Origin of the sequence: Cellulophaga lytica DSM 7489 (assembly GCF_000190595.1) — a bacterium.
Classification (GTDB): domain Bacteria; phylum Bacteroidota; class Bacteroidia; order Flavobacteriales; family Flavobacteriaceae; genus Cellulophaga; species Cellulophaga lytica.
The window spans coordinates 1,879,689-1,892,194 of sequence record NC_015167.1 but is presented as its reverse complement, the minus strand read 5'-3'; the positions used below and the strand labels follow the sequence as shown (position 1 = coordinate 1,892,194).

Genomic DNA, 12,506 nt, shown 5'->3' with positions numbered 1-12,506 from the left:
CAATATTACGCCTGCAAAAAAGTAATTAATAAAAGCGCCCAACCTAGGACTAGCCCCAAGCCTCCTAGGGGCGTAATTGGCCCTAAGAATTTCATTTTTTTTCCTTTAGCAGATGATATGCACAGACCATATATACTAAAAGAGAATAAAAATATACCTATAACAAAGGCATAGCCCATTACAACCTCTATGGTAGAAGAAAAACTATAGTTAAAACCTAAAACTAACAACACAATAGCATGATACATTTGATACTTTACACCAGTTTCAAAATTTTTGAGTTGGTCATCTGTGAATATCTTTTTTAAGGCGTGAGCACCAAAAGCTCCAAAAATAACGGCCAACATACCGTAAAGAGCTCCAAATACTTTTATAGTAATAATCATAAGTATAATTTATAAATGAATTATTTAATACTAGACAAGCTATCTAACTTATTAGAAAAAACAGTATATAGTTTCTCTGTCTCTAAAGAATCTGAAACGTTAAAAAATAGCTGAAGAGAATCTTTATAAGTAACCTTTACCTTATGCTTAGATAATTTATCTACAAAAATATATACATCTGTATTGTAGACAGAATCTTTAAAAATACCTTTTTCTGTTTCACTTACAGAAAACCCATTAATACGTTCTAAAGATGGAATTTTTTCTACCATTTCTACAGCATTAACATCTGTAAAATTGATTGTTTTATAATATACACCAGATAATATTTTAAATTGATTGTTTTCAATTTTTATCCAGTTTTTATAATGAGCCATAAAAGCAATAACTACCACCATAAGTGTTAGTACTATTACTATATTCCAAAGCCAGTGTTTTTTTCTATTCTTCATTGTAAATACGAATGTACAATTTTTAAAAAATAAGAAGAATAATTACCCTCTAAATAAAAAGAAATCTTCTTTCATTTTTTCAATAGCTACAGTACTATTTGTTGTAATATAATCTATAGCTTTATCTGTAAAACCCTGACCTTTTTCTGTTAAGGATATAATATTGTTGTTTATTACTATCATATTATTTTTCAAAGCCAAATCTACTACTGTTTTAGATTGCATTTTACCCCAATTTATATGCTCGTTTAAGTGGTTTATGTGTCGTTCAGACTCCTCACTATGGTTTTGTAAATGCAACATAAATGTAAGTAAATACACTTCTACCTGTTGTCTTTTTTGCCTAAACAACACAGATATTAAGCCTTTACTTGGTGCAAACAAATACACTAATAAAAATAAAACTCCTAAAACCGTAGTCATAGATCCAGCTATAGAAGCGTCTAGATAATGCGCAACCCAATACCCTATTAAAGCAGAAGCCACACCCGCAACAACAGCTATTACTAGCATTTTTATTAAGTTGTTTGTTAACAAGTAAGCCATTGCTGCAGGAGCAATCATAAGAGCTACAACTAATATTGCACCAACAGCATCAAAAGCACCAACTGTTGTAATAGAGGCTACAGACATTAAACCATAATGCAATACTAAAGGAGAAAAACCCAAGGTTGCAGCAAGTTGCTTATCAAACGTGCTTACTTTTAGCTCTTTAAAAAAAGTAAACAACAATACTAATGTTACTAATACAATACTACCAATAACCCAGAGCGATTTTGCACCTATATCTACACCATTTATAATAAGCCTATCAAAAGGAGCAAAAGCAAGCTCACCTAATAAAACAGCATCTACATCTAAATGCACATCATTAGCATTTTTTGCAATTAAAATAACGCCAATACTAAATAGCGAAGGAAAAACCAGTCCTATAGCGGTGTCCTCTTTTACGAGTCCGGTTTTTTGAATATACTCTACTAAAACTACTGTAATAACACCTGTAACAGCAGCAAGTAATATTAACCAAGGTGAGTTTAAATCTTCTGTTATAAAAAAACCAATTACCAAGCCTGGCAGTATAGAGTGACTAATAGCATCGCTAATCATTGCCATTTTACGAAGCACTAGAAAAGTACCAGGTATAGCACAAGCAATAGCCACCAAACAAGCAATAAGTTGTATTTCTAATTGTGCGCTACTCATTTTCTTCTAATTGATTATATAAATTTGCAGCCGTACTAAAGCCTTTTTCTGTTAAAGACCACATTGTTTTGGTTACTGTTATTAACTCTCTGTCTTCTAATTTTTGAAGTGATTTACGTGTAAACCCGTGAAAATTATTTAATATTTTTATAGCGTGAGGATGATTTATATTGTCATGAGACGCTACAATTTGATACATAAAAGCTAACGTTTTATTTAACTCTAAATCTTTACGGTTGTTACGGTATCTAATCTCCTTAAACAACAATCCTCTTTTAGGTGAAAAAATAAACGAAAACAACACAAAAACAGCCGCTATTAATACAATTACTGGTCCTGTAGACAAATTATTAGAACTTGCACTAATTGCAGTGCCAAAAACTCCAGAAAAAGCACCAAAAACAGCAGCCAAAACCACCATTACACCTAAACTATTTGTCCACTGTCTTGCTGCAGCTGCAGGAGCTAACAGCATAGCACTCATTAAAACAACACCAACAGTTTGCAAGCCAACTACAATAGATATAACTATAAAAAATGTAATTAAGACATCTAAAAATTTCACATTAAAACCTAGTGATTTAGTATAATCTGCATCAAAAAGCAACAGTTTAAACTCTTTCCAAAACACCAACAAAATAAGCAAACTTAAACCAGCTATAACACACATTGTCCAAACATCACTGGCTACTAAAGTTGCCGCTTGCCCAAATAAGTATTTATCTAAACCAGCTTGGTTTGCATTGGGCATTTTTTGTATAAAGGTTAACAACAACATTCCAAAACCAAAGAATAGAGATAATATAAGTCCTAAAGCGGTATCAGATTTTAAATGTGTTTTTTTTACAATGCCTCTAATCCAAAAAGTACCAACCAAACCGCTTACCAAAGCACCAATTAATAAAGTATTGCTGTCTTTAGCTCCTGTAATTAAAAAAGCCAAAGCAATACCAGGCAAAGCTGCATGGGATATTGCATCTCCTAGCAAACTCTGTTTACGCAACACCGCAAAACTCCCTAGCATACCACACAAAGCACCTAAAATTGCTGTACCCAATGTTATTGTTTGCAGGGTATAATCTGTAAATAAAAGATTAAAATATTCTGTTATGTTCACAATTTAATTGTTTTATATAAACTTACTCTTGCACACTTACTTTATAGTTTATACCATAAGTTTTAGTTAGGTTACCATCATTAAAAATATCTTTAACAGGCCCTGTTGCTATTTTCTTCACATTTAAAAACGTAACCCAATCAAAATATTCTGGTACAGTTTGCAAATCATGATGTACCACAATTAATGTTTTTCCGGCTTTACGCAATTCTTTTAAAATATTAATAATGGCTTTTTCTGTTGTAGCATCTACTCCCTGAAAAGGTTCATCCATTAAATAAATACTTGCATTTTGCACTAATGCTCTAGCTAAAAATATACGTTGTTGTTGTCCGCCACTAAGCTGACTAATTTGTCTTGATTTAAAAGACAACATACCCACTTTTTCTAATGCTTCTAATGCTGCTTTTTTCTCTTTTTGCCCAGGTCTTTTAATCCACCCCAAACTACCATAAGTTCCCATCATTACAACATCTAAAGCAGTGGTAGGAAAATCCCAATCTACACTACCTTTTTGCGGCACGTAAGCAACCTCTTTAAACTGTTTTTTATAGGGTTTATCAAAAATTTTTACACTACCAGCAATAGGCTTAATAATACCTAAAATAGATTTTATTAGAGTAGATTTACCCGCACCGTTAGGACCAACAATAGCCATGAGCACGCCTTCTGGTATTGCCAAATCTATATCCCATAAAACAGGTTTATAGTTGTAAGCAACCGTAAGGTCATCTACCGTAATAGCATATTTTTTTTCCATAAATTATTACTTTAAGGCATTTACAATTGTAGTAACATTGTATTTAAACATTCCTATATATGTACCTTCTACAGTTCCTTTATCACCTAAAGCGTCAGAATATAATGTGCCTCCTATGGCAACATCATGATTTTTAGATGTAACAGATGCCTGTAAAGCCTCTATTGTACGTTTAGGTACAGAACTCTCTACAAAAATAGCTTTCACTTTATTTTCTATTATAAATTTAGACAATTCTTGCACATCTTGCACACCAGCTTCTGTTGCTGTAGATAATCCTTGCAAACCAACCACATTAAAATTATATGATACTCCAAAATAATTAAAAGCATCATGGGCTGTTACTAAAATTCTTTTGTCTTGTGGTAGCTCATTAATTTTTTCTCTTACTTCTGCATCTAGTTTTGTTAATTCTTGCAAGTATTTTTTGCTGTTTTGCTCATAAACAGCAGCATTTTTAGGGTCTGCCTTTTTTAACTCATTTGTAACATAGGTAGTTATTTGTTTCCAAAATGTAACATTAAACCAAATATGCGGATCGTAATTAGAAGCAAAATACTCAGAACCAATAAGTTCTTTTTTATTTAAAGCATCAGAAACAGCTATTGTTTTTTTTCCTGTTCTTTCCATTTTTTCAAACACCTCAACAAGCTTACCTTCTAAATGTAAACCGCCATAAAAAACTACGTCTGCATTTACCAATTTCGCTACATCACCCTCACTAGCCTTGTACAAGTGCGGATCTACACCACTGCCCATTAAACCAACAACATTTATAGTATTACCGCCAATATTCTGTAATAAATCTGTAATCATTGTAGTTGTTGTAACTACGTTTAATTTTCCGTTAACAGCTTTTTTAGCATCCGTTTTACAAGCAGATAAACTCACCATTAAAACGCTAATTAGTATATATATAATCTTTTTCATTTTGTTATTTATTCTGTTATCTGTACAAACAAATTAGAAGCAATTTGGTTAGACACGTTAAAACTGTTTGCATTAATTTTTAATTGAAAAGATCCGTCAAAATCTTCCTTATCTATTACTTCTATCACATCTCCTAATGCAATTTTATTTTTATCTAAAAACTTTAAAAACTGACTAGAAGAATCCTTTACCCCTACACAAATACCTTTATCATTTACAGAAAGTTCACTCAAAAGCTTTTTATCTATCACTTTAAAATTACCATTCTTATCTGGTATTGGGTCTCCGTGCGGATCATACTTAGGGTAATCTAGAAGCTTATCTAACTTATCTATTAATTTTTCACTTTTAATATGCTCTAATTGTTCTGCTACCTCATGCACTTCATCCCAAGAAAATTCTAACTTTTCTACTAAAAAAACTTCCCATAACCTGTGCTTTCTAATAATAGACAAAGCCATAGATTTACCAGTATCTGTTAATGAAACACCTTTGTATTTTTTATAGTTTACTAGATTTTTTTCAGATAATTTTTTAATCATATCTGTTACAGAAGATGGCTTAGTTTCCATTTGCTCTGCAATAGCATTTGTAGAGATCTCATTAACTCCTCCTTTACCAATGTGAAAAATTGCTTTTAAATAATTTTCCTCGGAATGCGTCATCAAATTTAATTTTTACCAAAAATACATTTTTATTTCTAAAAACAAATTTTTAGATTTGTCTAAATTTAATTTTAAACTGATGAAAAAAATAATTTTTACACTAATAATTATTCCCTATTCTATTTTTTCTCAAGACTTTAACATTAAAGGAAAAGTAAGTAATTACAACACACCATTAGCATATGCATCTGTACACGTTAAAGGAAAGCCTATTGGCACTACAACAGATGAAGAGGGATTTTACAGTTTAAAACTAAGTAAAGGGGATTACATTTTAGTATGCCAAAGTATAGGCTTTACCACTATTGAAAAGCAAGTTACAGTTAACAACAACCAAGCTCTTAATTTTAACCTTAAGGAAGATGTTTTGGGCTTAGACCAAATTGTGGTTACCGGTACCAAAACAGAAAAAAGAAGAACAGACTCTCCTGTAATTGTAAACCTTATAAACAGTAAAACGTTAGATAATGTTGTTGCCACTAACTTATCTGAGGGACTTAGGTTTCAACCAGGTTTAAGGGTAGAAACAGATTGCCAAACTTGCAATTACACACAGTTACGTATGAATGGCTTACAGGGTGGTTATTCTCAAATATTAATAAACGGGAGACCTATATTTAGTCCGCTAACCGGTTTATATGGTATGGAACAAATTCCGGTAAATATGATAGAACGCATTGAAGTGGTAAGAGGTGGTGTTTCTGCACTATACGGCTCTAATGCTATTGGCGGCACAGTTAACGTAATTACCAAAATACCTATTAAAAACGAATACAACTTAACCTATACCTACCAGAGTATAAACAATAACGCATCTGATAATATTTTACTTGGTAATGCTACGGTTGTAAATGATGATAGATCTGCCGGTGCTACATTTTTCATCAATAAAAGAGATAGAAATACGTATGATGATAATGGCGATAATTACTCTGAATTGCCTAGCCTAAAAAACAATTCTTTTGGGGCAAATTTATTTTATTTACCTTCTGAAAACGAAAAAATAGAAGCAAGTATAAGTAGCATTTATGAATACCGATATGGTGGCGAGCAAGTAAATAAAGCTGCTCATTTAGCAAAACAGTCTGAAGAACGCACCCATAATATAATAATGGGAAGTTTAGATTATCAGATAAATTTTAATGAAGATAAAAATAGTTTTATTGCCTACTATGGCGGACAAATTACAGACCGAGACCACTATACTGGCATACTACCAGATGATGAAAATGAGTTAAACTCTTTTTTGGTAAACCCACCATACGGAACCTCTAAAGTAGAGACTCACCAAGCTGGTGTGCAATTAAACCATAAAGTAGATTCATTTGTAGGCGGAGAAGCAATTTTTACTTTTGGTACCGAGTATGTTTATGATGATGTTTTAGATGTAATAGAGGCGTACAATTATAAAATAGACCAAACAACCCGAAATTGGGGTGCATTTTTACAAAGCGATTGGGATATTACTCCTAAAATTAATTTTTTATCAGGACTAAGAATAGACAAACACAACTTACTAGATAAAGTAATTGCTAGTCCTAGACTATCATTTTTATACAAAATGAATAAAGAATCTCAATTTAGATTAGGTTGGGGAACAGGCTTTAGAGCGCCACAAGCTTTTGATACCGATTTGCATATTGCCTTTGCAGGGGGAGGAATTTCTAGAATATCTTTGTCTGATAATTTATTTGAAGAACGCTCTAACAGCTACACGGCTTCTTTTAATTATGACAAAGCTACAGAGCATTTAATTGCTGGCTTTACAGTAGAAAGCTTTTACACAAAATTAAATGATGCTTTTTACCTTTTTCCTTTAGGCGAAGATAATTTTGGTGAGTTATTTGAAAAAAGAAATGGTGACGGAGCCGTTGTGAAAGGTATAACAGTAGAGACAAGAGCTAATTTTGATTATGTTCTACAGGTTGATGCAGGCTTTACATTACAATCTAGCAAATTTACAGAAGCAGTAGAAAATATTGAAGGCTTACCTACTAAAAAAGAATTTTTAAGAACACCAAACACCTATGGTTTTGCAACACTAACGTACACACCAACTAAAAGGTTTAATGCCTCTGCTAATTTGGTTTATACAGGCAGTATGGATATTGCGCATTTTGGAGGAGAAAACACGGGTCAGGCTATAGATGAATACAAGGATACTCCATCTTTTTTAGAAACAAGCTTAAGATTAGGCTATACTTTTAACAGCAACAAATTAAACACTGGCTTAGAAGTGTTTGGTGGTGTAAAAAACATAACAAATGCGTATCAAAACGATTTTGATATTGGGAAAAACAGAGATAGTAATTACGTTTACGGTCCGTCTTTACCAAGAACCATTTTTTTAGGACTAAGATTAAAAAGTTTGTAACTAAAATGAAATTGCACTACCCAAAAATACTTATTGGCCTATTAATTGGCTATATAAACTGTACTCAATTAAATGCACAAGCGCACAAATTAAACTGGCTAAGCTTTAACCAGCTTGAAGACTCTTTAGCTGTAAAACCAAAAAAAGTACTCATACACTTTTATGCAGACTGGTGTAGTTTATGCAATAAAATGGAACGTAAAACTTACAAAGACACCACCGTAATTAACAAATTAAAAAAAGAGTATTACGTAGTTAAAATGAATGTAGAATCCACTAAAAAAATAACATTTGGCGGCAAAGTTTATGAGAACAAAAACTTTAAAAAAGTAAATGCTATTCATGAAATACCTTTATTAATGGCTAGCCGAAAAAACAAACCATTTTCATTACCAGTAACAGTTATTTTAGATGATACATTTACGGCAACAGCTAGGTATTTTCAATATTTAAATGCAAAACAACTTTTAAAAACAATACAATAACAATTTATTACGTTTGAAAAAAAATAACTTTAGTTACATTTACAAAAAAAAGCTATGAAATACCTTGTCTGTTTTTTTACCCTACTGTTTTGCATTACCACTATAAATGCACAGCAAAAACAAGACACTACTTTTACGGTTAGCAAAACTGAGGATTATAAATTATTATTTTCCGCTAACAAAAATGATCATATACATTTGAGTTTAAAGGCTAAAGGAAAAGGAGATATAGTTTATACCATAAGCAAGTATAAAGATGTAAATACAGCAATTTTTAAAACTTTAGGCAAAAAAGCAAATTATTGGCTAGAAGCTCCAGACACAGACCTATACCAATTAATTATAAAAACCAGCAATAGTAAGGATTCAAAAATAAGCTTAAATTTTAAAGTAGATTCTTTTAACAAACAAGCGCCTATTATTGCCTACAAAGAAGTTGCAGACACAACATATGCTACACCAATAAAAACAGACACAGAGGTTACTAAACTAAAAACAATCTCTTTACAGCAAGATAATTTTTACCTTAACAGTAGGTCTAACGACTTATTAAAAGGAGGAAAAAGCAGAGTTCTAGTACCAATTGCATTACCAAAAAATACAGTTTCTTGGTATTACGTTTTTAGTGCCTCTAGAGAAGAACAAGACATAAAAAACACAATAAAAAGTTTTGGTTTAGCCTCTACATTATCTAATTATATAGATACGGAAAATTCTTTTTCGGGCGCAGTAGAAAATTTGAGTCCGCCACCTGGAGCTAATATTTGCGACATTTATTTACTAAACGAAGAAAATGCATTACTCTTTAAACAAAAAGAAAACTATGTTCCCTACTTATTTGGCTCTAGAGAAAACTACAAGTCTGGTATTGTAAATGTAACAGATACTACCAAAGGCACATTTTATTTAGGACTTAATAATCCAGATAATATTTACGGCATACACATTGGCATAGAGGTTATTTGCATTGTAGAACAACAGCAAACCATACAGCAAATGCTAAGTAAGCCAATAATTACATTAAAGAAGGTTCCGTATCTGGTAGACTAAAAAGTTACACTTTTCTGGTCATTAGCCATAACCCAAATTGCTTTAATGCTTCTTTGTTTGTAGCAGGTATTTCTAGCTTATCTAAAACATTAAAGGCTTTTTGCGTATAATCTTCTATAGCTTGCTTTGTAGCAACATCTGCTTTAGACTCTTCAAAAATAACTTTTACAGTAGCTATTTTATCATTATTATTTGTTGGTTGTATAGAAAACAACTGATCTAATGAGTTTTGCTCTGCGTTAGAGGAAAGTTCTAATGCTTTTAAGTACAAGTATGTTTTTTTGTTTTCTATAATATCACCACCTACTTGTTTACCAAATGTCTTTGGGTCACCAAAAGCATCTAAATAATCATCTTGCAACTGAAAAGCTATACCTAAATTTTTACCAAAATCGTAAATTAAGTCTTCATTTTCTACCGTAGTTTCTGCTATTATAGCTCCCATTTTCATAGCAGCAGCAACCAAAACAGCAGTTTTATACTCAATCATTTTTAAGTATTCTGGTATGGTAACATCATCTCTAGTTTCAAAATCAACATCATATTGCTGCCCTTCACAAACTTGCAAAGCAGTAGTACTAAAAAGTACATTTAGTTTTTTGTATTGCTCACCATCATACTGTTCTAAAAGCCTATATGCTTCAATTAGCATTGCATCTCCAGATAAAATACCAGTATTAATATCCCATTTTTCATGCACAGTTGCTTTTCCTCTTCTTAATGGTGCATCATCCATAATATCATCATGAACTAAAGAAAAATTATGAAAAACCTCAACGGCCATAGCTGCTGGTATCGCTTTTTTAAAATCTGTTTCAAAAACATCTGCAGTCATTAATGCCAAAATAGGACGCAAACGCTTACCACCTAATTGCAGTATATAATTAATAGGTTCATATAAGTTTTTAGGCTCCTTTTCTGTTGTAATTTTGTTTAATTCTTCTAAAAAAGACTCTCTATACTGGTCAATGGTGTGCATCTTTATTTTTTTTCCAAAAATACATGAAATACTTTTTAAGTAATTATAAATGTAACATTCATTTTAAACTAAGGTTAAGTAATAATAAAACTTAGGAAACTTTTTTTGTATTCTAAGTTTCCTGACTTATATTTGCGCCACATTATGAAAGAAAAAATTTTAGAAAAAGCTACAGATTTATTCTTAAGCCTAGGTTTTAAGAGTGTTACAATGGATGATTTAGCCAACGAATTGGGGATGTCTAAAAAAACCATTTACACCTACTTTGACAATAAAACAAAGTTAATAGAGGAAAGTACCTCTCATTTATTTTGTAATATTACTAAAGGGATAAACAATATTTGTGCATTAAACCACAACCCTATTGAAGAAATGTTTGAGATAAGAAAATTTATAATCTCTAACCTAAAAGATGAAAGTTCATCTCCAATTTATCAACTACAAAAGTACTATCCTAAAATACACCAATCATTAAAAAAAGAGCAGTTTACATTTATGCAAAAATGTGTATTAGCAAATTTAGATGAAGGAATAAAATTGGGATTATTTAGAAAAAATTTAGACACAGAATTTATTTCTAGAATATACTTTTCTGGGATGACGGCTATTAAGGATGATGACTTTTTTCCGCCTGAAAAATTTTCAAAAATAAAATTAATGGACAATTATTTAGAATACCACTTAAGAGGAATAGTAACTATAAAAGGAGAAAAATTATTAACTGATATTATCAAATCAAATCAATCATAAATGAAAAGGAGTTTAACATTATTAGTATTGCTTTTGAGCATACAAATGGGATTTTCTCAGGAGAAACCCACTAGTTTCTCGCTACAAGAAGCAATTAACTACGCATTAGAGCACAATTATAGTGCTATAAATGCAGAACGAGACATAGAAGATGCGCAAAAGCAAAAATGGGAAACCATTGCTAGCGGTTTACCGCAAGTAAATGGTGCAATTAGCTACCAAAACCAATTAAAGCAACCTGTATCTTTAATACCAGGAGAATTAGCAGGTGGTACACCAGGGTCTTTTATACCTGTAGTTTTTGGACAAAAACAATCTACTAGTGCTACAGCAACTTTAAGTCAGCAAATTTTTGATGGCTCATATATTGTAGGTGTACAAGCAACTAAAACGTTTATAGATTACAGCGCTAATAGTAAAGAAAAAAATGCTTTAGATGTACGCAAGGCAGTTGTAGAAGCATATGGCAATGTACTTTTAGCAGAAGAAAGTGCTGCTATATTAGAGAAAAACAAAACCGCTTTAGAAAAAAACCTTAACGAAACGCAAAAGATTTTTGAAAATGGTTTAACTGAAGAAGAGAGTGTAGAGCAACTGCAAATTACTTTAGCATCTATAACAAACCAGTTAAAAAACGCAATTAGACTTAAAAAAATTACAGTGCAAATGCTAAATTTAGTAATGGGCTTAGAACTAGACAACCCAACTAAATTAACAGAAGACTTAGATATTTTAACTGAAAAGCAGATAGATTTTAATTTAGTAGAAAGCGATTTAGTTTTAGAAAATAATGTAGACTACAAAATGGCACTTAACTTAAATGAGCAACGTGCATTAGAGCTTAAGTTAGAAAAAAGTAAAGCACTACCAACACTTAATGCTTTTGTAAATTTTGGATACACAGCTTACAGTCAAGAATTTGATTTTTTAAAGAAGGAAACAGATTGGTTTAACTCATCAATTTTAGGTTTTGATCTTAATATTCCAATATTTAGTTCTTTACGCAGAAGTGCATCTACACAACGTGCCAAAATTGCATTAGAAAAAGCAAAAACACAAAAAACAGAAGCAGAAGAATCTTTACGTTTAAGTTGGGAAAATGCAAAAAGTGAATACATTTTAGCAATAGAACAATACCAAACAAATAAAGACAATTTAGGCTTAGCAGAACGCATAGAGAAAAAAAACCAGGTAAAGTATTTTGAAGGTTTAGCTACAAGTTTTGAACTTAGACAGGCACAAACACAATTGTACGCAGTACAACAAGAGTACTTACAGTCTATGGTAGACGTAATTAATAAAAAAACAGCTTTAGAATTAATTCTAAATAACTAACCCCAACACAACAATTTGTA

13 protein-coding genes are annotated in these 12,506 nt (G+C 31.6%); 5 read left to right on the top strand and 8 right to left on the bottom strand.

Going from position 1 to position 12,506, the window contains the following annotated elements; genetic code table 11:
- Nucleotides 1-5: 5 nt before the first annotated feature.
- The 7 genes from CELLY_RS08505 to CELLY_RS08475 are packed head-to-tail and all read right to left on the bottom strand — an operon-like array spanning nt 6 to nt 5,513.
- On the bottom strand, nt 6-386 hold the full coding sequence (locus CELLY_RS08505; protein ID WP_013621261.1) for a DUF423 domain-containing protein: 381 nt from the start codon (nt 384-386) through the stop codon (nt 6-8).
- Between the two features lie 20 nt (nt 387-406).
- Nucleotides 407-838: a hypothetical protein gene (locus CELLY_RS08500; RefSeq protein ID WP_013621260.1), complete on the bottom strand. Its 432-nt coding sequence runs from the start codon at nt 836-838 to the stop codon at nt 407-409.
- Nucleotides 839-880: 42 nt separating this feature from the next.
- Nucleotides 881-2,041 (bottom strand): metal ABC transporter permease, encoded by a 1,161-nt coding sequence (locus tag CELLY_RS08495; protein ID WP_013621259.1) that lies wholly within the window; start codon nt 2,039-2,041, stop codon nt 881-883.
- Nucleotides 2,034-3,158 (bottom strand): metal ABC transporter permease, encoded by a 1,125-nt coding sequence (locus CELLY_RS08490; RefSeq protein WP_013621258.1) that lies wholly within the window; start codon nt 3,156-3,158, stop codon nt 2,034-2,036. Before CELLY_RS08490 ends, CELLY_RS08495 begins: the two co-directional genes overlap by 8 nt.
- 22 nt (nt 3,159-3,180) lie before the next feature.
- Nucleotides 3,181-3,918, bottom strand: coding sequence for a metal ABC transporter ATP-binding protein (locus CELLY_RS08485; RefSeq protein WP_013621257.1), 738 nt, complete (start codon nt 3,916-3,918; stop codon nt 3,181-3,183).
- A gap of 6 nt (nt 3,919-3,924) precedes the next feature.
- Nucleotides 3,925-4,848, bottom strand: a complete 924-nt coding sequence (locus tag CELLY_RS08480) for a metal ABC transporter solute-binding protein, Zn/Mn family (protein WP_013621256.1) — start codon at nt 4,846-4,848, stop codon at nt 3,925-3,927.
- 8 nt (nt 4,849-4,856) lie between these two features.
- On the bottom strand, nt 4,857-5,513 hold the full coding sequence (locus CELLY_RS08475) for a metal-dependent transcriptional regulator (protein ID WP_013621255.1): 657 nt from the start codon (nt 5,511-5,513) through the stop codon (nt 4,857-4,859).
- A 79-nt stretch (nt 5,514-5,592) separates the two neighbouring features.
- Between CELLY_RS08475 and CELLY_RS08470 the strand changes: the two genes are divergently transcribed.
- Genes CELLY_RS08470 through CELLY_RS08460 form a run of 3 tightly spaced genes read left to right on the top strand, consistent with a single transcriptional unit; the run spans nt 5,593 to nt 9,422 of the window.
- Nucleotides 5,593-7,887: a TonB-dependent receptor gene (locus CELLY_RS08470; RefSeq protein ID WP_013621254.1), complete on the top strand. Its 2,295-nt coding sequence runs from the start codon at nt 5,593-5,595 to the stop codon at nt 7,885-7,887.
- 5 nt (nt 7,888-7,892) lie between these two features.
- Complete coding sequence (locus CELLY_RS08465) at nt 7,893-8,372, top strand: thioredoxin family protein (protein ID WP_013621253.1); 480 nt, start codon at nt 7,893-7,895, stop codon at nt 8,370-8,372.
- Nucleotides 8,373-8,426: 54 nt separating this feature from the next.
- Complete coding sequence (locus CELLY_RS08460) at nt 8,427-9,422, top strand: hypothetical protein (RefSeq protein WP_013621252.1); 996 nt, start codon at nt 8,427-8,429, stop codon at nt 9,420-9,422.
- Between the two features lie 4 nt (nt 9,423-9,426).
- Here the strand turns inward: CELLY_RS08460 and CELLY_RS08455 are convergent, their stop codons facing one another.
- Nucleotides 9,427-10,401, bottom strand: a complete 975-nt coding sequence (locus CELLY_RS08455) for a polyprenyl synthetase family protein (RefSeq protein WP_013621251.1) — start codon at nt 10,399-10,401, stop codon at nt 9,427-9,429.
- A 144-nt stretch (nt 10,402-10,545) separates the two neighbouring features.
- Here CELLY_RS08455 and CELLY_RS08450 point away from each other — a divergent pair, with 144 nt between their 5' ends.
- On the top strand, nt 10,546-11,151 hold the full coding sequence (locus tag CELLY_RS08450) for a TetR/AcrR family transcriptional regulator (protein ID WP_034644782.1): 606 nt from the start codon (nt 10,546-10,548) through the stop codon (nt 11,149-11,151).
- Nucleotides 11,152-12,486 carry a TolC family protein gene (locus tag CELLY_RS08445; protein WP_013621249.1) on the top strand — a complete coding sequence of 445 codons (1,335 nt, stop codon included), beginning with the start codon at nt 11,152-11,154 and terminating at the stop codon, nt 12,484-12,486. It begins immediately after the preceding gene.
- The last annotated feature ends 20 nt before the right edge of the window (nt 12,487-12,506 follow it).